At 69.3% G+C, this 19,764-nt stretch carries 19 protein-coding genes; 2 read left to right on the plus strand and 17 right to left on the minus strand.

Features of this window, described 5'->3' with window-relative positions; translation table 11 throughout:
- Nucleotides 1-328: 328 nt before the first annotated feature.
- The 10 genes from ACESMY_RS10400 to ACESMY_RS10445 form a co-directional block, all read right to left on the minus strand.
- The gene (locus tag ACESMY_RS10400) at nt 329-3,277 is read right to left on the minus strand and encodes a glycosyltransferase 61 family protein (protein WP_372784515.1); all 2,949 of its coding nucleotides are present in this window, start codon (nt 3,275-3,277) and stop codon (nt 329-331) included.
- Entirely contained in the window at nt 3,270-4,610 is a 1,341-nt protein-coding gene (locus ACESMY_RS10405) for a class I adenylate-forming enzyme family protein (protein WP_372784516.1), read from the minus strand. The genes ACESMY_RS10400 and ACESMY_RS10405 overlap by 8 nt, the downstream gene beginning before the upstream one ends.
- A gap of 2 nt (nt 4,611-4,612) precedes the next feature.
- Nucleotides 4,613-4,849: an acyl carrier protein gene (locus ACESMY_RS10410; protein ID WP_372784517.1), complete on the minus strand. Its 237-nt coding sequence runs from the start codon at nt 4,847-4,849 to the stop codon at nt 4,613-4,615.
- Nucleotides 4,842-6,629, minus strand: a complete 1,788-nt coding sequence (locus ACESMY_RS10415) for an HAD-IIIC family phosphatase (protein WP_372784518.1) — start codon at nt 6,627-6,629, stop codon at nt 4,842-4,844. Before ACESMY_RS10415 ends, ACESMY_RS10410 begins: the two co-directional genes overlap by 8 nt.
- Entirely contained in the window at nt 6,626-7,822 is a 1,197-nt protein-coding gene (locus ACESMY_RS10420; RefSeq protein WP_372784519.1) for an SDR family oxidoreductase, read from the minus strand. The genes ACESMY_RS10415 and ACESMY_RS10420 overlap by 4 nt, the downstream gene beginning before the upstream one ends.
- A 5-nt stretch (nt 7,823-7,827) precedes the next feature.
- Nucleotides 7,828-8,853 carry a 3-oxoacyl-ACP synthase III family protein gene (locus ACESMY_RS10425; RefSeq protein ID WP_372784520.1) on the minus strand — a complete coding sequence of 342 codons (1,026 nt, stop codon included), beginning with the start codon at nt 8,851-8,853 and terminating at the stop codon, nt 7,828-7,830.
- A complete protein-coding gene (locus ACESMY_RS10430) occupies nt 8,850-9,560 on the minus strand; it encodes an MBL fold metallo-hydrolase (RefSeq protein WP_372784521.1) in 711 nt (236 codons plus the stop codon). Before ACESMY_RS10430 ends, ACESMY_RS10425 begins: the two co-directional genes overlap by 4 nt.
- Nucleotide 9,561: 1 nt before the next feature.
- Nucleotides 9,562-10,272, minus strand: coding sequence for an SDR family NAD(P)-dependent oxidoreductase (locus tag ACESMY_RS10435; RefSeq protein ID WP_372784522.1), 711 nt, complete (start codon nt 10,270-10,272; stop codon nt 9,562-9,564).
- A gap of 92 nt (nt 10,273-10,364) precedes the next feature.
- Complete coding sequence (locus tag ACESMY_RS10440) at nt 10,365-10,685, minus strand: hypothetical protein (RefSeq protein ID WP_372784523.1); 321 nt, start codon at nt 10,683-10,685, stop codon at nt 10,365-10,367.
- 2 nt (nt 10,686-10,687) lie between these two features.
- Nucleotides 10,688-11,314 carry a GNAT family N-acetyltransferase gene (locus ACESMY_RS10445; protein WP_372784524.1) on the minus strand — a complete coding sequence of 209 codons (627 nt, stop codon included), beginning with the start codon at nt 11,312-11,314 and terminating at the stop codon, nt 10,688-10,690.
- Between the two features lie 125 nt (nt 11,315-11,439).
- On the opposite strand from ACESMY_RS10445, the gene ACESMY_RS10450 reads away from it, so the two are divergent.
- Nucleotides 11,440-11,862: a VanZ family protein gene (locus ACESMY_RS10450; protein ID WP_372784525.1), complete on the plus strand. Its 423-nt coding sequence runs from the start codon at nt 11,440-11,442 to the stop codon at nt 11,860-11,862.
- Nucleotides 11,863-11,874: 12 nt separating this feature from the next.
- On the opposite strand, the gene ACESMY_RS10455 is transcribed toward ACESMY_RS10450, so the two are convergent.
- Complete coding sequence (locus ACESMY_RS10455; protein WP_372784526.1) at nt 11,875-12,501, minus strand: CAP domain-containing protein; 627 nt, start codon at nt 12,499-12,501, stop codon at nt 11,875-11,877.
- Nucleotides 12,502-12,938: 437 nt separating this feature from the next.
- Between ACESMY_RS10455 and ACESMY_RS10460 the strand changes: the two genes are divergently transcribed.
- Nucleotides 12,939-13,754, plus strand: coding sequence for a hypothetical protein (locus ACESMY_RS10460; protein WP_372784527.1), 816 nt, complete (start codon nt 12,939-12,941; stop codon nt 13,752-13,754).
- On the opposite strand, the gene ACESMY_RS10465 is transcribed toward ACESMY_RS10460, so the two are convergent.
- The 6 genes from ACESMY_RS10465 to ACESMY_RS10490 are packed head-to-tail and all read right to left on the minus strand — an operon-like array spanning nt 13,735 to nt 19,648.
- The gene (locus tag ACESMY_RS10465; protein ID WP_372784528.1) at nt 13,735-15,525 is read right to left on the minus strand and encodes an ABC transporter substrate-binding protein; all 1,791 of its coding nucleotides are present in this window, start codon (nt 15,523-15,525) and stop codon (nt 13,735-13,737) included. The genes ACESMY_RS10460 and ACESMY_RS10465 overlap by 20 nt on opposite strands.
- 50 nt (nt 15,526-15,575) lie before the next feature.
- On the minus strand, nt 15,576-15,857 hold the full coding sequence (locus ACESMY_RS10470) for a DUF2160 domain-containing protein (protein ID WP_372784529.1): 282 nt from the start codon (nt 15,855-15,857) through the stop codon (nt 15,576-15,578).
- Nucleotides 15,858-15,866: 9 nt separating this feature from the next.
- Entirely contained in the window at nt 15,867-16,682 is an 816-nt protein-coding gene (locus ACESMY_RS10475) for a carbohydrate ABC transporter permease (protein WP_372784530.1), read from the minus strand.
- Between the two features lies 1 nt (nt 16,683).
- A complete protein-coding gene (locus ACESMY_RS10480) occupies nt 16,684-17,550 on the minus strand; it encodes a carbohydrate ABC transporter permease (protein ID WP_372784531.1) in 867 nt (288 codons plus the stop codon).
- The gene (locus ACESMY_RS10485; protein WP_372784532.1) at nt 17,550-18,593 is read right to left on the minus strand and encodes an ABC transporter ATP-binding protein; all 1,044 of its coding nucleotides are present in this window, start codon (nt 18,591-18,593) and stop codon (nt 17,550-17,552) included. Before ACESMY_RS10485 ends, ACESMY_RS10480 begins: the two co-directional genes overlap by 1 nt.
- Complete coding sequence (locus tag ACESMY_RS10490; protein WP_372784533.1) at nt 18,593-19,648, minus strand: ABC transporter ATP-binding protein; 1,056 nt, start codon at nt 19,646-19,648, stop codon at nt 18,593-18,595. Before ACESMY_RS10490 ends, ACESMY_RS10485 begins: the two co-directional genes overlap by 1 nt.
- Nucleotides 19,649-19,764: the final 116 nt, after the last annotated feature.

The raw sequence follows: 19,764 nt of genomic DNA on the forward strand, positions 1-19,764 counted from the left end.
AGGTTGCTGCAGCTAGGACTTGTATGCCTGATGCATCCAATACTTGACGAAGATATGTTCCTGTCGCGTCTTGATTGAATTGTATCAAGAGATCACTCGTATTGGCTGCGAGCGTTCCACGCCCCCTCGCGACCACCATAAGGTCGCGGTAAAGCTGTGGAACAGCCAGAAAGATGACGGACTGCTGCGTGTTAGCTGTCACAACCTCTTGAATGAGTGTCACGGCGCTCTCCTGAAGCGGCTAAGGAAAGTTGCGGCCAACGCATCTTCCTTCGATTTAGCCCACCAAGTCCCGTTGGACTCTCATAGCGTGTATTTGGAAACTTAATCAACTTCTAATCGTATCCGCGGCGTCGACGGCGGCGAGCACGTCCTTCAGCTCGACCGCGAAGTTGGCGTGGAGGGCCAGCGGGTCGAAGGGGTCCGCGGGGGGGTTGATCTGTTCGCCGGTGACGTGGAGGATCGGGCCGGTCCCGGCCGCGGCCGCCATCGCGCGCCAGTACCAATAGGCGGTCTGCCGGAACTTCGGGATCATCACCACCGTCGGACAGTCCGGCTGGCAGAAGACCAGGTTAGTGATGGCCGCGCCGGTCGCGCCGACGATCATCCCGGCGTTGGAGTAGACCGCCACCTGCTCCTCCAGGGTAAGCCGCTCGGGTTCGAGGACGACAAAGCCCCGGGCGACCAGGGCCTCCTGGATCTCCGCCTCGTTGACGATGTGGCGCGCGCCCGACCTGCGGCGCAGGAACAGCTTCGGCCGGGTCTTGTCGGCAGGCCTGCCCCCCATCCCCCGGCGGAGCTGGTCGATCGTCTGCCGGAGCGCCTGCGGACTGAAAATCCCCTGGCCGATGGTCTCCAGCGGCTGAGGACGGTTCTTGAAGGCGATATAGCCGGTCGGGGAGACACTGTGCAGAACGCCGACCCTGACCAGCTTGTTGGGCGCCAGGCGATAGATCACCGCGTCCGGCCCAGCCACCAGGGCGACCGAGCGCTCGATGTTCGCATGCAGGTCGCTGTCGATGATGAGCGGGACGCCGGCGTGCGCCCCGCCCCGCACGAAGGCCGCGATGCGCGGCAGCACTTCGGTCATCCAGTGGGCGTAGTTGAAGGCGACCCCGTCGGTGAAGACCGCCGCTTCGGACAGGTCGTCCACATCGGATGGGTCGCTCGGCGCCCACGCGCCGGCGCCATGATCGGCGGAAAACGCCAGCCGGCCGTAGAACTCCTCGGTCGCGATCTCCGAGGCCGGATTGAAGAACTGATGGCGCAGGATGGCGTCAGGCGGCGTGAGCAGGTTTGACTTGCCCCGCACCACGACGTCGCGAAGGGTTGTCAGGGTGACGGCCGGGAAATCGTACCCCAGCGGCAGCAGATCGAAGAAGTCCGGCTCAGGCTCCGGGAACAGCAGGGGAGGGCCGCCCTCCACCCGCTCCGCCTCGTAGAGGACCTCCTGCGGCGCGCCCACCCGCTGGGCGTACTCCGCTTCCGTGAGGAACGGCAGGGTGAGGGGCGAGGCCGTGCGCTCCACAGCCACGGGCGCCTTGGCCTCAGCCATGGCCTCGAATTCGGCTTCCAGGCGGCGCGTGAAGCCGGCTTCGTCGCGGTAGGGGGAGGTCTCGAAGCCCTGGCGCACCGCGGCGCGCAGGGTGTTGAGGCGCGCCGGATCCGTGGCCAGGGCCACGGCGGTCTCGACGTAGGCCTCCCGGGTGGGCGCGATCAGCTCGCTGAGCCCGCAGGCCCGCAGGGTGACGCTGGCGATCCGGTCCTGCATGTACCGGCCCTCCTGGGTCAGCACCGGGATCCCGGCCGACACCGCGTCCAGGGTGGTGGTCAGCCCCCCGTAGGTGAAGGGGTCGAGGATCAGGTCGACGGTGCGGTAGGTGTCGAGATAGGCCGCGCCGGTGGCGAAGGCCGGGAACTCGATCCGCTCGGCGGCCACGCCGAAGGCCGCGAACTGGGCGCGGATCGTGCGCTGCAGGGCTGGGTCGTCGAAGTAGCCCGAACGCAGCACCAGCCTGGCGGTCGGGACCGCCTTCAGGATCTGGGCCCAGGTCTCGATCACGCCGAGCGTCAGTTTCGCCGGGTGGCCGAAGCAGCCGAAGGTCATGAAGCGGTTCTTCAGCATCGGCGTGTCGCCGGCCGGCGGCATGTCGAAGAACTGGCGGAAGGGCGCCAGCACCGGCCCGATCGGGCGGATGGTCTCGGTGTAGAGCGCCTGGGCGCCGGGCAGGTCGTAGCCATCGGCGTGCAGCACGTAGTCGAATTCCGTGAGGCCCGTGGTCTCGACGTAGTTCAGCCAGGAGAGGTTGATGGCCGCGGGCTTGCGCGCGAACACCGGCAGACGGTTGCCGGCGGTGTGGCCCCAGAGGTCCACCAGGATGTCCACCTCGTCGGCGGCCACCTGCAGGGCGAAGCCCTCGTCGTCCATCTGCGAGACGTCGCGCCAGATGTCGGCCCTGGCCTGGATCGCCTTGCCGGTGGCGTCGGTGGTGGGCGAGCCCGAGTAGCAGACCAGGCTGAAGCGGTCCTTGTCGTGGTTCTCCATCACCGGCAGGAAGAACTTGGTCAGCTGGTGCTGGTTGAAGAGCGGCGCGAAGTAGCCGATCCGCAGCTTGCCCTCGGGGCGGATCAGCGGGCGCTTGCGCTTGGGCAGGTGGGCGGTGTGGGCCGCGGCGTAGCGCAGGCCTTCCTGATACATGGCGTCCGGCGTCGCGCGCTGGAAGGCCAGGGCATAGTGCAGGAAGGAGTGGTGCTGCGGATGCGGCCAGCGCCGCTCGATGGACTCGAAGGCGGCGATCGATTCCTCGACCCGGCCCTGGTGCTGCAGAGCCAGGCCCAGCTGCAGGCGCAGGTTCGGGATGTCGGGATTGCTGTCCACCAGGCGCTGGAAGAGGCTGGCGGCGGTGGCCATGTGGTTGCGGCTGTAGAACAGATTGGCCAGCTCCAGCAGCTGTTGCGGATCGGCGTCGACCTTGAGCGCGTCCGGCGCATGGGCCTGCAGGATCAGCCGGGCGTGCTGGTCGCGCGCCTCGGCGAGGGTGCGCAGGGCGTCCTCCGGCTTTCCAAGCGCGATCTGGGCGCTGGCGAGCTGGTAGCGGGTCTCCGGGTCCCAGGGACGCTTGATCGCGGCGCCGCGGAACAGCGCCTCGGCGGTCTCGGCGTCGCCGTTCGCGAGGCAGGCCGCGCCGGTCGACAGCAGCTCCTGGGTCTCATGACCGAGCAGCGAGACCGCGAACTCCGGCGGCGTGGCGGGGCGGCCGAGGGCTTGATCAGGCACGGCGGACCTTCTTCTGGCGGGCGGTGTGGAAGGACTCGTCGCTGACGATCACCTTGGCCGGCGCCTTGTAGGCGGCGAGGTGGGCGCGGCAGGCGGCGCGGATGCGGCGCTTCAGGTCCTCGACCGGCTCGGGCGAGAGCAGCGACACCTTGGCGACCACGATCTGACCCAGGAGCGGATGGGCCTCGCCCAGCACGGCGACGTCGAGGATGTTGTCGAGCTCCAGGATCACGTCCTCGACCTCGGCCGGATAGACCTTCTGGCCGCCGACATTGATGATGTCGCTGACCCGGCCGAGGATCTTGATGTAGTCGCCGTCGACCTCGACCTGGTCCTGGGTGTTGAACCAGCCGTCGGGGTCGAACATCGAAGGCGCGTTCAGGTAGCCCAGCATGGCGTACTGCGAGCGGATCCAGAGGATCCCGTCGCGGACCTCGGTCTCGAATCCGTCGCCGCCGACCCGCACCCAGAGCGAGCCGTCGGGCCGCGATTGCGAACGCAGCACGCCGACTTCCGAGAGGCCGTAGGTCTGCTGCAGCTCGACGCCCGGGAAGGCCTGCTTGAGGCGGCTCAGCGTCGACTGCGGCATGACCTCGGTGCCGTAGGTGATCCGGGTGAGCGACGTCAGGTCCAGCCGGCGGTGCAGGCCCGAGGTCAGCATCAGCGTCAGGAACGAGGGCGTGGCCGGCAGCAGTTGCACCCGGTCGCGGGCGATGGCCTCGCAGACGGCGTTCACCGAGCGGTCGGCGACGGTCACCACCGTGCCCAGGCTCGAGGTGATGGCCAGCACGGTGTTCACGCCGCCGAAGTGGTCAATCATCAGGAAGGGGATGGCGCGGGTGGCGGCGCGCTGCTTCCTGAACTTGTCGGCGATGCGCTCGAAGTCGTGGAGGATCGCCTTGGGCGTGCCGCTGGAGCCGGACGAGAACAGGATCAGGCCGGGCCGGCCGGCGGCGATCAGCGCCGACACCAGCGCATGTTCGGCGGCGATCGGACGGCGCGCGAAGGTCGCCTCGCGGCCCTCCGGATCGAATTCCACGAACCAGTCGCAGCCGGAGATGGCGAGGGCGGCGTCCTCCTCGACCACGGCGGCGCGGCTGAGCGGGATGACGATCGCGCCATGGCGGGCGAGCGCCAGGATCAGGCAGACGACGGCCGGCGCATAGTCGGCGAGCACGGCGACCTTCTCGCCGGCCTTGACGCCCTCGCGGGCCAGCACCGAGCCGAAGCCGTCGATCTGCGCGATGACCTGGGCATAGGTGGTCGTCTCGCCTTCATGGATGAAGGCGGGTTGGCCGGCGGCTGTCGCGAAACGGTCGAGCAGCCACTGCATGGTCAGGCCGCGAGCCGTTCCTGCAGCACGACCTTGATCAGGGCGTAGGAGGTGATCTCCGCGGCGTCCTCGTCGGGAACCTCGATGCCGAACGCCTGCTCCAGCGCCAGCACCAGGTTCATGTGCTTCAGCGAATCCCAGCCGGGGATGTTGTCCTGGCTGGCGTCCGGGCCGATGGCGGCGGCGGGCACGCCCAGCACCGTGGCCATGACCTGCTTCAGCATGGCTTCGTCAATCATGCAGCACCTTGATCCAGGAGGAAGGCGGAGGCGTGAACCCCGCGAGCTCGGCCGCGTAAGTCCGCGCGCCGTCGGCCTCGCCGGTCAGCGGGAGGCCCAGCCGGTCATAGAAGTCGGCGGCCTGGCCGTTCTTGGAGGTGGGCCGATAGGCGGCGTCGACGCGGGTGCAGCCGTGGGCTTCGGCGTCGGCGAAGATCGTCGGCCAGATGACGAACTCGATGCCGCGGCCGAGCACGCGGCAGCTCATGAACAGGCTCTCCAGGGTGGCGACTTCGCCCGCATAGCGGACGACCGCCACCCCGGTCAGGCCGGCGGCGCCGAACTTGTCGGCGACCTCCAGCGACCAGACGGCGGCGGCCGGGTCGGCCATCAGGCCTTCGATGTCCCCGGGCGTGTAGCGCGTCGTGGTCAGGTTGAACTGGTTGGACTTCTGGCTGAGCTCAGCGATCCGCGGAATGCGCGCGGCGTCGTCCTTGGCGAGCGTGACGGTAAGGCCCAGGGAGGCGAGGTAGTCCTCCTGGCTGTCGAAGGTCTGTCTCGCGGCGAGCGTCTCTGCGCGTTTGCGATACTGCTCGGTCTTTTCGGCGCCCTCGGTCGCCGCGCCGCCGGCCAGGAACAGGTCCTTGATGGCGGCGATCACCGCCAGGTAGTCAGGCGGGCTGGCCGGCGCCTGGAAGACCGTCACCTCCGGCAACTGGCTGCGGACCGCCTCGCATTCGAAGGCGGAGTCATCCAGGAACACAAGGCTGTCGAGGCTGATGTTCAGGTCCTGCGCGAGCTGCCGCAGGTTGGCGACCTTGTCGTCCCAGTTGACCTGCTTGGCGATGATGTCGACCTGGCGCAGCACCATGTCGGGATGGCTGTCGAGCAGGGCGTCGACCTCGGCCGCGTCGTTCTTGCTGCACAGGCACAGCAGCACGCCCTGGCGCTGCAGGGCGAGGAACTCGGTCTGGGCGCGGTGGAAGACGCTGCCCGGATAGTCGTTGGGGCTGAGCTTGATCCCGCTCGCCAGGTCCTCGCCGAGGACTCCGCCCCAAAGGGTGTTGTCGCAGTCGAGCACCAGCGCCTTGAAGAACCGCGTGCCGTAGGCGCGCGAAACGGCGCTGAGCTGGCGGGCCCATTCGTCGAGCAGGGCCGGGGCGTAGGGCGCAGCGTTCCGCAGATAGAACCGCAGGTCGAGCGCGGCCTTGCGGCCCAGCCCGCCGACCATGGCGGCCATGTCGATCCAGCGGACGTTGGCGAAGGCGGCGGCCTCGTCGCGCAGGGCCTGGTTCAGGCGGGCCAGCACCGCGTCCAGCCGATCGCCGCCGGCCACGGGCGCGGTCATCCGGTGCAGGCCGCAGAGGAAGACGGTCCGGAAGCCTGCCGCGCCCTGCAGCACCAGCCGCCAGCGGCCGCGGAGTTCAACCTCGCGGGCGTCGAGCTCGAGGTCGGACAGCATGGCCGCGCGCGCCTCGAAAGCCGGCTCCAGGGTGTCGAGGAAGGGCGCGAGCAGCAGGTGGTCGACGCCCCGCTCGGCGAAGCGGGTGAGGTCGCCCATGGGATCGTCGAAATTGCCCTGGCTGACCTGCAGGCGGACCCCGGCCAGCAGGGCGTGGCGGCGCAGATAGAGGCCGAGCAGGTCGACGGTGGCCCCGGCGCTGATCCCGATGTGGGCGCTGGCCGGCTGGCCGCCGAGGGCTTCGGCGGCCTCGACCGCGGCCATCACCTGGGCGAGCGACGCCACGGGATCGGCGAGCGTCGCCAGCGGATCGGGCTCCGGCAGGACGGGCTTGTTCACCGCATCACCATACCGCCGTTGACGCTCAGCGTGTGGCCGGTGATGAAGCCGGCCTCGTCGGAGGCCAGGTAGGCGACGGCCGAGGCGATGTCGGCCGGGGCGGCCAGGCGGCGCATGGGCGTCTGCCGGGCGGCGATGAGCTGGGCCTTTTCCGGGATGTCGCCGATCAGCGCCGTCTCGGTCATGCCCGGCGCGACGCAGTTCACCGTCACCCCGCTCGGGCCGACTTCGGCGGCGAGGTAGCGCGACATGGTGGCGAGCGCCGACTTGGCCATGGCGTAGGCGGTCCAGGTCGGCGTCGGCGCGCCCTCGGTCACCTGGGACGTGATGTTGACGATGCGGCCGGAGCGCTGGGCGATCATCGCCGGCAGGCAGGCCTGGGCCAGTTCGAAGGCCGCCTTCACCTGCACGTCGAGATGGGCCTGGACGTCGGTCCAATCGAGGTCGGCGAAGGCCTTGGCGCCGATCACCGGCGAGGCGTTGTTGATCAGGACGTCGATCCCGCCGAACGCCTGGAGGGCGCGCTTGGCGAGGCTGGCCGCGCCGCCGTTGGCGCCGAGGTCGGCCTGCAGGGCCACGGCGCGTGACGGGCCGTCCAGGGCCGCGATCTCGGCCACCACGGCCTCGGCGCGGTCGGCGCGGCCGTTGAAGGCGACCACCACGTCCAGGCCGTCGCGCGCCAGGCGCTGGCAGATGGCGCGGCCGATCCCGCCGCCGCCGCCGGTGACCAGGGCGACGCGCCGGCGTTCCAGGCGCGGCGCGGCCGGCTGGGCGGCGCGGCCTTCCAGGACCTTCACCTTGCCGGAGCCGCTGAGCACCGTCTGGCCGGACTGGTTGACGATGGTGGTGTCGAGCTCCAGCAGGCGGTCGCGCTCGTGCTTGGCGGTGACCGTGCAGGTGATCTTCAGCGTGTCACCGAGCCGGACCGGCAGCAGGAACTCCAGGTTCTGCGCCACCCAAAGGGCGCCGGGGCCGGGCAGCTGGGTGCCGATCACCGTGGAGATGAACGAGGCGCCCAGCATGCCGTGCACGACGATGTCGCGGAAGCTGGTGGCCTCGGCGTAGGCGCGGTCGACGTGCAGCGGATTGTCGTCGCCGGTCATCTCGACGAAGCGGCGCACGTCGGCCTCGCCGATGGCCCGGGTGAGGGTGCGGGTGTCGCCGACCTTGATGGCCTCGAAATCGGGGAACATGGGCTTCAGGCTCCTCGTCCGGCGTTGACCGGCGCCCAGCGCCAGACGCTGGCGCCGAAGTTGAACCCAGCGCCGACCGCGGCCAGGACGACGGTCGAACCGGGCTTGATCAGGTCGCGGTCCACCGCCTCGCTGAGCGCGATGGCGACCGAGGCCGCGCCGGTGTTCCCGATCTCCTGGACGTTGGTGTAGGTGCGCGACAGGTCCGCGCCCATCTTGCGCACGATATAGTCGATCAGGTTCCAGTTGGCCTGGTGGAAGACGAAGAAATCGACGTCCGCCAGTTCGACGTCGGCCTTGCGGCAGGCGGCTTTGACGGTGGCCGGCAGGTGGGTGATGGCCTGCTTCCAGGTGGCCAGGCCATTCAGCTCCATGGCGTCGGAGGCCGCCGGTCCGCCGCGGCCCATGGCCGGAAAGCTCGAGCCGCCGCCGCGCACGCGCACGGCCTCGTAGTTGGAGCTGTCGGTGTGGAAGGCCGAGGCCACGATGCCCGCGCCGGGCGCGCCGCGGCTGAGCACCGCCGCGCCGGCGCCGTCGGAATGGTAGATCACGCTGTCGGCGTTGGTGCGGTCGATGTAGCGGCTGTTGAGCTCGACCCCGATCACCAGGGCGTTGCGCACGGAGGGGTCGGCGGCCATGCGGTCGCTGGCGGCGGTGAGGGCGGAGACGAAGCCCGCGCAATTGGCCTGCAGGTCGAAGATCTGGCCGCCTTTGACGCCCAGCTCCTTGTGGATCTTCGCCGAGAGCGGCGGGAAGGTGTAGTCGCCCGAGAAGGTGGCCGCGACGATCAGGTCGATGTCCTCGGCGGTGACGCCCGCGCCTTCCATCGCCCGGCGCGCGGCGCTGACGGCGAAGTCGGAGGCGCTGTCCTCGGGCGCGGCGATGTAGCGGCGCTTGATGCCGGTCTTCTCGAGGATCCACTCGGGCGTGATGTCGAGCCCGCGGCAGAGCGCGTCGTTCTCCTCCACGACGCCGGCCAGGTGGTGGCCGACGCCGGTGATGCAGACGCCGGAGCCCGGCCCCAGGCTCACGCCGCGTCTCCGTCGGCCAGAAATTCGAGCAGCCGGCGGTTGTTGGCGCGGATGTCACCGAAGGCGGCCGAGGGGCCGTGGCCGGGATGGATCAGCCGCTCGGCCGGGATCTGGTCCCACAGCGCCTTGAGGCTCTTGCGCAGCAGGCCGTGGTTCTCGCCGGGCAGGTCGGAGAGGCCGACCCCCTGGGCGTAGAGGCTGTCGCCGGTGAACATCTGCTCGCCGTACTGGATGAAGCAGCTGCCCGGCGTATGGCCGGGGACCGGATGGAATTTCAAGGTCCGGTCGCCGGCCATCGGACCCGGCAGGTCCGGGTCGACGAAGGTCACCTCCGGCAGGACGATGCGCTGGTCGATCTTCAGCACCATCAGGAGGAAGTTGCCGGTCTTCATGGTCTTGAGGTCGGCGTGGTGCAGGAAGACCTCGGCGCCATAGGCCTTCTGGAAGTGGCTCGCCCCGCCGATGTGGTCGAAGTGGCCGTGGGTGCAGAACACCTGGCGGACCGTCAGGCCGAGGTCCTGCGCCGCCTTGTCGATCTTCCCGGGATCGAGGCCGGGGTCGACGACGAAGGCCTCGCCGGGCGTGTTCGTCGCGCAGACGTAGGCGTTGGACGGGAACGCCCCGCCGGTGACCCGCCAGACCCCTTCGCCGACCAGCTCGGCGCCTTCCGGGGGCGGGGCGAAGGCTGGGCGTAGCGGCGAGCGCATGTCAGTTCACGCCGCCCAGGAAGACGGTCTGGGCGGTGATGTAGCCGCTGGCCTCCGAGGCGAAGAAGTCGATGACGTTGAGGATGTCCTCGGCGGTCGCGAAGCGCGGCACCGGCAGGGCCGCGATGATCGCCTCGATCTTGTCGCGCGGCAGCTGGGCCAGCATGTCGCTGTCGATGGCGGTGATGCCCAGCGTGTTGCAGGTGACGTTCATGGCCCCGAACTCCTTGGCCATGACGTTGGCGAGCGTGGAGAGGCCGGCCTTGGTCGCCGCGTAGACGCTGTCGCCGATCGGCTCGAGGCTCGCGGCCATGGAGCCGATGTTGATGATCCGGCCCCACTTGGTCTTGCGCATGAACTTCGCCGCCTCGCGGGAGACGATGAAGGGCGCCAGCAGGTTGACGTTGACCATCGCCTGGGCGGCGGCCGGCGGCATGATCATGGCGTACTGCGAGGTCAGGACCGCGGCGTTGTTCACGACGATGTGGATGCCCGCGACCTTGCCGTGCAGGCCCAGGAACGCCTTCTGGATCGCCATGGGATCGGCGAGGTCGACCTCGATGTGGCGGTAGGCCGGGCTGGTCAGGCTGGCCTCGCCGCGCGCGAAGCCGATCACATCGGCGCCATTGTCCAGGAAGTGCTCGGCTATGGTGCGGCCGACCCCGCGCGTGGCGCCGGTGACGAGGGCGGTCTTTCCCGAATAGAGGTCCATGCGCGCTCAGGCCGGCGTGATTCCGTGGAGGTCCTCCAGGGTGTAGCCAGCAAGGGCGCCAACAAGGTTAACAAGGCGTCGATATCGCCGCTTCAGGCGGGCGAGATTTCCTGCAGCAGTTCCAGGATGTAGTCGGTGAGCGCGCCCACGTCGTCGAAGGGCGAGATTTCCCGGCTCATGGCGCGGTCGTCGGTGAGGCTGATCGGGGCGTCCCACTTGACCGTCAGCGCCGTCTCCACGTCGACGATCACCGAGACCAGCGACAGGGAATCCAGCTTGGCGTCGGCGCCGAAGAGCGGCGTGGCCGGGCCGATCTCGACCCGCTCATCCGGCTCCAGCTCCTGGTTCAGGCTCTCCAGGGCCTCGAAGATGATCGCTAGCACCTCGTCGCGGCGGCCCGCTGCGCCCGCCACCCTCAGGCCCCGCCCGCGCGGGGGCGGCCCATGGCCATCAGGCCGCCCATCCGGGGCACGGTCACCGCGCGGTACTCGTCGGCCAGCAGGCTCAGGCTCACGACGTCCACGAACTCACCATCCATCCGCAGGTGCCGCCGCAGACGCCCTTCCTCGGCCATGCCCAGATACTTCTGCCACTTGATCATCCGCTGATTGCGTTCCTCGATCACCCCGTAGATCCGCTCCAGCCCCAGCCGGTCGAAGGCCAGTTCGTAGAGCAGCTTCATCGCCTCGACGGCCGCCGGCGCGCCCTTGGCCGCCGCCTCGTCCCCGATCAGGAACCGCGCCGACTCAGCCCGCCGATTGGGCAAGTCTATGGTGACCAGCGAGAGCATGCCTATGGCCGGTCCGCCGATCATCTCGATGATGTAGTTGAACTCGTTGGCCGGCCGCCCGGCGATCCAGCGCGCCTGGTCGGCGACCGTCGCGGCCGATCGGTTGAGGTGCAGCGCGCGGGCGTCGTGGCGCCACCGGTGGGTGATCGCGGCGTCATCGACGGTCAGGGGCCGCAGCCGCACGAACTCGCCTTCGAGACTCGGCGCCGGGCCAAGCGGCTTTGTCGCGGCGATCGCCGGGGCTTCGGTCATGGTCCTAGCTATAGCCGCCGAAGAGGGGCTTTCAACATCCGGCTGCGAGCCGCCTCGCGTCTTCACCTTGCCTTAGCGCGGCCGTGCCAGTTTGCGGCTCGCCCAATCGCGCGGCGGAGATGCTCGTGACCCCCGGCAGAATCGTCTTGGCCGTGCGTATCCTGACGGTGTTCGCCGCCGCGATCGCCACCGTCCTGCTGCTCGGTCCGTTCCACGCGCCCAACGGCTGGGACAAGCTGGCCCACGGCACGATGTTTTACGGCTTCACCCTCCTGGCGCTGGTCTGCCTGCCGTGGAACCGCAAGGAGGACATCGTGCTCGCGGTGATCCTCATCGGCGGGGCGAGCGAGATCGCCCAGGGCTTCACCGGCCGCGACATGTCGCTGTTCGACTGGCTGGCGGACTCCGCCGGGGCGATCGTGGCCGCCGTGCCGGTCTATGTGGCGCGCCTTCGCCAGGTCGCCCAGCAGGGCCGCGACGGCGTCGCCGATCGGCGCGCGCGCGGCGCGGCGATCCGCCCGCCGTCGCCGGCGCCGTCAGAGCCCTAGCCGGATTTCAGATCAGCGGCCGGTCGCCCGGGTGTTGGACGCCAGGTCGGTCCGCCGCGGCTCGCCGGCCTCGCTCGCGAAGTCGATCACGCACATGACGGCGTAGCCGCGGTGCGGTCCGCAGCTCACCCCGGCGGCATCGAAGGATTGGTAGAAGATGTTCCGGCGATGCCCGCGGTCCGGCACGCCGCTGTCGATGATCAGTTCGCGAATGACGTCGCTTGGCGTCGCGGGGCCATAGGCGATGTTCTCGGCCAGGGTCCCAGCCTGCACGCCGTGGCGCCGCAGCCGGTCGTCGAAGCGTTCTCCGGCCTGGCCCTCGTGGCCGATGGCGCCCGTGGGGCCCTGGGCGCGGACATGTTCTTGGGCGGCGGCGGCGAGCTGGCCGTCGGCGCGCAGCGCCGGCAGCGGCGGCTGGCGCATCAGGAAGGCGATGGCCTGGGCGGTGGCCTCGGGATCCGAATCGCCGTGGGCGGATCGGGCCCGGTCCCAGCTCGAGGCGGGCTGGTTTTGCAACAGGCGCGCATATTCTTGTGGATGAAGCCGCGCGAAGTTCAGCTCCTGCAGCACGCCCTCGTCGAGCGTCTGCGCCCGCGCGGCTCCGGCGCCGGCAAGACTAGCAAGCGTGACAGCAATCATCGCGGAGCAAAGACGCGTGCTCCGCCGCGACATCGGCAATGATCTCGTGATCTGAGACATGAGATCATAGAAGGGCGCCGTTAGTGTCGGACGAATTAAGCCGCACGGGTTTTTTATGCTTAATTCAGATTAACTATACTTAGGCTTGTTTCCGGTTTGGAGATGTCTAGGCGTCGTCGTCTGGCCTGTGCGGCGAGGGTAGGGCCCCCGCACCGTCAGGCGGCTCCGGCCGGATTTCCCGCCCTGCGTGCAAACGTCGCGGGCCAGGCGAACTGGGACCTTCTAGGGTCGCGCCTGGGTGCGGAACCACCGCTCAACATGGCCATTATGGTTATTCGCCGCGAGGATCGCAGGCGGGTGTTTCGGTAGAGTGTCAACAGAGTTCAGGGTGCATGTGGGGATGTAGTTCGGGCATCTGCCGGTGGGGTGGCGGGCTGTTGGCCAGCGCCTCGGTGTTCGTCGCCGGCGCGGCCGCGGCGAACCCGCTGACGGACTGCTTCGATCGGATCGCGGTCGCCGTCCATCACGTCCCGCATCATCACGCCAAGCCGCCGCATCGTCCGATCCACCGGGTCCATCATGTCGGCCCCAAGCGCCCGCGGCCACACAAGCTCCTGGCGGCGCGCCAGACCGCCGCCTATGCGCACCGCACCCATTACGTCCTGCGACCCAAGGCGTGCGGAACCCACGAAGCCATGATGACGCCCCTGCCGGGCATGGTGAACCCGGAGGCGCCGGAACTGCTCCTGGCCGAGATCGTCGGGCCGCCGGCCATCGGACCGCTGAACGGGCCGTCGCTTGCCGCGCCCGAGGCGCCCGACAACGGCCTCGTCGTCCTGCCCGCGGGACCCGTGGACACCTCTCCGTTCAGTCCGGGCGGCGTCACGCCGGGCGGCGGCTTCGTTGGCGGCGGCGGTCCTGGCGGCGGGCCGGGAGGTCCGGGCGGTCCTGGAGGGCCCGGCGGTCCGGGTCAGCCGCCGGTCACGCCACCGCCGGTCCTGCCTCCGGATCAGCCGCCGGTCACCCCGCCGCCGGTCTTGCCACCGCCGATTCTACCCCCACCGGTCCTGCCCCCACCGGTCCTGCCGCCTGTCGGCCCGCCGGTGACGCCGCCCCCGGTCCTGCCGCCGATCCTGCCCCCCATCCTGCCGCCAGGCGTGCCGGAACCCGGCACGTGGGCCCTGCTGAGCATCGGCTTCTTCGGCCTCGGCGGCGCCTTACGTCACCGCCGCGCTATTTCTTCCAGCTCTTGATCAGCTCGTCATAGTCGACGGTGATCGGCTTCGGCCGCTCGTTGGCCAGCTTCGGCTTCGGCGCGCCGGGGGCGTCGAGCCAGATCTGCGGGTTCTGCGGCGGATTGAGCTTCGGGCCGATAGCGCCCTGGACGCCCGAGCGCTGCAGCCGGTCGAGCACGGCTTCCTGGGCCGCGCAGAGCGAGTCCATCGCCTGTTGCGGGGTCTTGGCGCCTGAGGAGGCGTTGCCGATGTTCTGCCACCAGAGCTGCGCGAGCTTCGGATAGTCCGGCACGTTGGTCCCGGTCGGCGACCACTGCACGCGGGCCGGCGAGCGGTAGAACTCGATCAGCCCACCGAGCTTCGGGGCGCGGTCGGTGAAGCTCTTATGCTGGATGGTGCTCTCGCGGATGAAGGTCAGGCCCACGTGGCTCTTCTTCACGTCGACGGTCTTCGAGGTCACGAACTGGGCGTAGAGCCAGGCGGCCCTGGCCCGGTCGACCGGCGTCGATTTCAGGAGCGTCCAGGAGCCGGCGTCCTGGTAGCCGAGCTTCTGGCCCTCTTCCCAATAGGCGCCGTGCGGCGAGGGGGCGACCCGCCACTTGGGCGTGCCGTCGGCGTTGGTCACCGCGGCCGACTTGACCATGTCGGCGGAGAAGGTGGTGTACCAGAAGATCTGCTGGGCCACCTCGCCCTGGGCCGGGACCGGGCCGGACTCGGAGAAGTTCATCCCCTGGGCCTGTGGCGGGGCGTACTTCTTCAGCCACTCGACATATTTGGCGACCGCGTAGACGGCGGCCGGGCCGTTGGTGTCGCCGCCGCGCGCGACGCAGGAGCCGACGGGGCGCGACTGGGCGTCGACCCGGATGCCCCATTCGTCAACCGGCAGGCCATTGGGGATGCCCTTGTCGCCGCCGCCGGCCATCGACAGCCAGGCGTCGGTGAACCGCCAGCCCAGCGAGGGGTCCTTCTTGCCGTAGTCCATGTGGCCGAAGACCTTCTTCCCGCCGATCTCCCGGCCGGTGAAGAATTGGGCGATGTCCTCGTAGGCCGACCAGTTGACCGGGACGCCGAGGTCGTAGCCGTACTTGGCCTTGAAATCGGCCTTGTTCCTGGGGTCGGTGAACCAGTCGTAGCGGAACCAGTAGAGGTTCGCGAACTGCTGGTCGGGGAGCTGGTAGAGCTTCTTGTCAGGCGCGGTGGTGAAGGACCGGCCGATGAAGTCGCCCACGTCCAGCGTCGGGCTGGTGACCGCCTTGCCTTCGCCGGCCATCCAGTCGGTGAGGTTGCGGGCCTCCTGGTAGCGCCAGTGGGTGCCGATGAAGTCCGAGTCGTTGACCCAGCCGTCGTAGATGTTCTGGTTCGACTGCATCTGGGTCTGCAGTTTCTCGACCAGGTCGCCTTCCTGCATGACGTCCTGCGTCACCTTGATGCCGGTCATCGCGGTGAAGGCTGGGGCCAGGACCTTGGACTCGTAGTCGTGGGTGGTCAGCGCCTCGGAGACCACCTTGATCTCCATGCCGGCGTAGGGCTTGGCAGCATCGATGAACCACTGCATCTCGGCTTCCTGCTGCGGCCGCGAGAGGGTCGAGAGTTCGCCGATCTGGCTGTCCAGGAAGCCCTTGGCGGCGTCCATGCCCTTGGCGCCCTTGGCGTCGTAGACCGCGATGGAGGAGGCCGCGGCGGCCTCCGGCTTGGGCGCGGCGGACTTCGGCTGACCGCACGCGGCGAGCAGCGAGACGCCGGCCGTGAGCGCCAGCGCAAGCCCCAGTCTCCGGTGATGCAGTCTCATAGGTCCCCTCCCCAGGGTCTTGCTGCGGACTCGGCGGCCCGCTTCGAGATCTAGACGAACACGAAGACGGCGACCGCGAATAGCCCTGACAGCACCAGCGCGCCCCAAAGGCTGGCCGTCGTAGCCGCCATCCAGCCCAGGTGGATGAAGGCCGCGCCCAGGAGCGAGATAAAAAGCCGGTTGCCGCGGTAGGTCACGATGCCGAGCACGCCCTTGCGCGGATTGCCCCCCGGCGACAGCTTTTCCCAGACCCCCATGGCCGCGATGAGGGCGGCGATGGCGATGAAGAAGATCGCGGTGGGGCGGGTCCAGGCCATCCAGGAGAAGTCCATCGCGGCTCCTCAGACCCGGCCGAGCGCGAAGCCACGGGCGATGTGGTTGCGCACGAACCAGATCACCAGGGCGCCCGGGATGATGGTCAGGACGCCGGCCGCGGCCAGCACGCCCCAGTCGAGGCCGGAGGCCGAGACCGTGCGGGTCATCACCGCGGTGATCGGCTTGGCGTTGACCGTGGTCAGGGTGCGGGCCAGCAGCAGCTCGACCCAGGAGAACATGAAGCAGAAGAAGGCGGTCACCCCGATGCCGCTGGCGATCATCGGCATGAAGATGCGCAAGAAGAACCGCCAGAAGCCGTAGCCGTCGAGGGCGGCGGTCTCGTCGATCTCTCGCGGCACCCCGGACATGAAGCCCTCCAGGATCCACACCGCCAGCGGCACATTGAACAGGCAGTGGGCGAGCGCCACGGCGATGTGGGTGTCGATCAGGTGGAAGGCTGAATAGAGCTGGAAGAAGGGCAGGGCGAAGACCGCCGGCGGCGCCATGCGGTTGGTCAGCAGCCAGAAGAACAGGTGGCGGTCGCCGAGGAACCGGTAGCGGGAGAAGGCGTAGGCGGCGGGCAGGGCCACGGCCACCGAGATCACCGTGTTCATGCCCACGTAGATCAGCGAATTGACGTAGCCCATGTACCAGGCCGGGTCGGAGAAGATCACCGCGTAGTTGGCGAGCGTCGGCTTGAGCGGCCACAGCGAGAAGCCCGACAGGGTCTCGGTGTTGGTCTTCAGGCTCATGCTGGCGAGCCAATAGATCGGGATCAGCAGCAGGACGATGTAGACCGCCGGGGTGATCCAGCGCAGCGATAGGCGACGGGCTGCGGCCATCTCAGATCGCCTCATCCTGGCTGACCATGGCCGTGTAGAAGATCCAGCAGACGAGCAGGATGATCAGGAAATAGATCAGCGACATCGCCGCGGCGGGCCCGAGGTCGAACTGGCCGGTCGCCATGTTGACGAGGTCGATGGAGAGGAAGGTGGTGGCGACGCCCGGCCCCCCGCCGGTCAGGACGAACGGCTCGGTGTAGATCATGAAGCTGTCCATGAACCGGAGCAGGATGGCGATGGTCAGCACGCCCGAGAGCTTCGGCAGCTGGATGTAGCGGAAGACAGCCCAGCCGGACGCCCCGTCGATCCGCGCGGCCTGGTAATAGGCCTGCGGAATGGCGACGAGCCCTGCGTAGCAGAGCAGCACCACCAGGCTGGTCCAGTGCCAGACGTCCATGGCGACAACGGTCAGCCAGGCGTCGAGCGGATGGCTGGCATAGTTGTAGTCGACGCCCATGGCCGTGAGCGCATGGCCCAGGAGGCCGATGTCGGCGCGCCCGAACACCTGCCAGATCGTGCCCACCACATTCCACGGCACCAGCAGCGGCAGCGCCATGGTGACCAGGCACACCGCCACGCCCGGCCCGCGCCTGGGCATCCGCAGGGCAATGAACACCCCGAGCGGAATCTCGATCGCCAGGATCACCGCGGAGAAGCCGAGATTGCGGACCAGCGCGCCGCGGAATCGTTCGGAGTGCAGCACCTGCTGGTACCACTGCACTCCGGCCCAGAAGAACCTGTTGTTCCCGAAGGTGTCCTGCACCGAATAGTTGACCACCGTCATCAGCGGCACGATCGCCGAGAGGGCGACCAGCAGCAGCATCGGGGTGACCAGCCACCAGGCGCGGTTGTTCTGCGGCTTGCCCATCAGGCGCCCACGCGCCAGGAGTCGACGAAGACGCCGGCGCGGCCGGGTTCGAACGCCACGCGGGGCTCGGCAGGGATCTCGGCGGCCTCGTCCAGCGAGACCTGCAGCTCGTGGCCGGCAAGGGCGGCGTGGACGATGCGGCGGCGCCCGACATCGTCCACGCGCCGCACCTGGACGGGCAGGCCCTCCCGGCCCAGCCGGATGTGCTCCGGCCGCACGCCCAGCTCCACCCGCGCGCCGGGCGCGGTCGGCCCCGACGTCATCGCGATAGCGTGCTGGCCGATGCGCAGGGCCCCGCCCTCGGCCTCGACCGGCAGGACGTTCATCCCCGGCGAGCCGATGAAATAGCCGACGAAGGTGTGGCGCGGCGCATCGAACAGCTCCTGGGCCGAACCGATCTGCAGGATCGCGCCGTCGCGCATCACCGCCACCCGGTCGGCGAAGGTCAGCGCCTCGGTCTGGTCGTGGGTGACATAGACCATGGTGTGGCCGAACTGGCGGTGCAGCAGCTTGAGCTGGGCGCGAAGCCGCCACTTGGCCTGCGGGTCGATCACCGTCAGCGGCTCGTCGAAGAGGATGGCGGCGACGTCGGAGCGGACCAGGCCGCGGCCCAGCGAGACCTTCTGCTTGTCGTCGGCCGAGAGCCGCGTCGCCCGCCGGTTCGCGACGGCGGTGAGGTCCAGCATCTCCAGGACCTCGCCGACCCTTTGGCGGACCTGGCCGGCCGGCAGTCCGCGGTTGCGCAGCGGGAAGGCCAGGTTCTGGGCCACGGTCATGGTGTCGTAGACCACCGGGAACTGGAACACCTGGGCGATGTTGCGCGCGGCGGTGTCGAGGTCGGTGACGTCGCGGTCGTCGAAGAGCACGCGGCCTGCGCTCGGGCGGATCAGGCCGGAGACGATGTTGAGCAGCGTGGTCTTGCCGCAGCCGGACGGGCCCAGGAGGGCATAGGCGCCGCCGTCCTCGAACTCGATGTCGGCGGGCCGCAGGGCGTCGCCCTCGCCGTAGCTGTGCCGCACGGCCTCCAGGCGGATGCGGGCCATCAGGCGGCCGCCTTGCGGGCAGAAGCGGCCTGGCCGTCCGCGTGGAAGACCATCAGTTGCGCCGGATCGAACGAGACCTGGACCGCGGCGCCGGGCTGCAGGCTTCGGACGCCGCCCGCCAGCAGCACCCAGTCGCGCCCGGCGATCTGCAGATGGACATAGGTCTCCGAGCCGGTGATCTCGCAGACCCGGACCACGCCGTGCAGCGCCGGGCCGTCCGCGTCCAGCCGCAGGTGGTGCGGCCGCAGGCCCAGGATGTAGTCGCCGTCGGCCATGGCCGGCGCGGGGCTTGCGAACCCCTCGGCCACGAAGCGCGCGCCGCGCTTGGCGACCGCGATGGTGTTGAGCGGCGGGTCGGAGAAGGTCTGGGCGGTGATCAGGTCGCCGGGCTCCCGGAACACCGCCAGCGTCGGCCCGAACTGGGTGATGCGGCCCTGGCTCAGCGTCGCGGTCGCGCCGCCGAGCAGCAGGGCCTCGGCGGGCTCGGTGGTCGCATAGACCAGGATCGATCCGGTGTCGGCGAACAGCCGGGGCAGCTCCTCGCGGAGCTCTTCACGGAGTTTGTAGTCGAGGTTGGCGAGCGGCTCATCGAGCAGCACCAGGGGCGCGGCCTTGACGATGGCGCGGGCCAGGGCGGTGCGCTGCTGCTGGCCGCCGGAGAGCTCGGCGGGCTTGCGTTGCAGGTAGGGGCCAAGCTTGAGGCGTTCGGCGGTCTCCAGCACCCGCCGGTCGATCTCCGCCGCCGCGACAGCGGCCACCCGCAAGGGCGAGGCGATGTTCTCATAGACGCTCAGGGTCGGGTAGTTGACGAACTGCTGGTAGACCATGGCGACGTTGCGCTGGCGGACCGGCCGGCCGGTGACGTCGGCGCCGTCGAACCAGATCGAGCCGGCGGTCGGCCGATCGAGCCCGGCCATCAACCGCAGCAGGCTGGTCTTGCCCGATCCGGTGGGACCCAGGAGCACGTTGACCGAGCCGCGCTCCAGCGCGAGCGTGGTCTCCGCCACGCAGACCTCGCTCCCGGCCGTGCGCGCGACGTTCCTGAGTTCCAGCATCCGCGGCGACGCTGCGGTATGTCCCTGCCTGCGTCAATCGCCGCCCCAATTTCGAGACACCCCGGGGCGGCGAGGCTAGGATCGCGGGGCCGCCAGGACCGGCGCCGGAGACACCC

The sequence above is a fragment of the Phenylobacterium sp. genome (genome assembly GCF_041691455.1).
Lineage (GTDB): Bacteria > Pseudomonadota > Alphaproteobacteria > Caulobacterales > Caulobacteraceae > Phenylobacterium.

Bases quoted from the DNA above. Each gene is read 5' to 3' on its own strand.
- ACESMY_RS10420 (WP_372784519.1), bottom strand. From the start codon at position 7,822: ATGTTCCCCGATTTCGAGGCCATCAAGGTCGGCGACACCCGCACCCTC.
- ACESMY_RS10485 (WP_372784532.1), bottom strand. From the start codon at position 18,593: ATGGCCCGCATCCGCCTGGAGGCCGTGCGGCACAGCTACGGCGAGGGC.
- ACESMY_RS10455 (WP_372784526.1), bottom strand. From the start codon at position 12,501: ATGATTGCTGTCACGCTTGCTAGTCTTGCCGGCGCCGGAGCCGCGCGG.
- ACESMY_RS10465 (WP_372784528.1), bottom strand. From the start codon at position 15,525: ATGAGACTGCATCACCGGAGACTGGGGCTTGCGCTGGCGCTCACGGCC.
- ACESMY_RS10430 (WP_372784521.1), bottom strand. From the start codon at position 9,560: ATGCGCTCGCCGCTACGCCCAGCCTTCGCCCCGCCCCCGGAAGGCGCC.
- ACESMY_RS10435 (WP_372784522.1), bottom strand. From the start codon at position 10,272: ATGGACCTCTATTCGGGAAAGACCGCCCTCGTCACCGGCGCCACGCGC.
- ACESMY_RS10445 (WP_372784524.1), bottom strand. From the start codon at position 11,314: ATGACCGAAGCCCCGGCGATCGCCGCGACAAAGCCGCTTGGCCCGGCG.
- ACESMY_RS10410 (WP_372784517.1), bottom strand. From the start codon at position 4,849: ATGATTGACGAAGCCATGCTGAAGCAGGTCATGGCCACGGTGCTGGGC.
- ACESMY_RS10480 (WP_372784531.1), bottom strand. From the start codon at position 17,550: ATGGGCAAGCCGCAGAACAACCGCGCCTGGTGGCTGGTCACCCCGATG.
- ACESMY_RS10475 (WP_372784530.1), bottom strand. From the start codon at position 16,682: ATGGCCGCAGCCCGTCGCCTATCGCTGCGCTGGATCACCCCGGCGGTC.
- ACESMY_RS10405 (WP_372784516.1), bottom strand. From the start codon at position 4,610: ATGCAGTGGCTGCTCGACCGTTTCGCGACAGCCGCCGGCCAACCCGCC.
- ACESMY_RS10490 (WP_372784533.1), bottom strand. From the start codon at position 19,648: ATGCTGGAACTCAGGAACGTCGCGCGCACGGCCGGGAGCGAGGTCTGC.
- ACESMY_RS10470 (WP_372784529.1), bottom strand. From the start codon at position 15,857: ATGGACTTCTCCTGGATGGCCTGGACCCGCCCCACCGCGATCTTCTTC.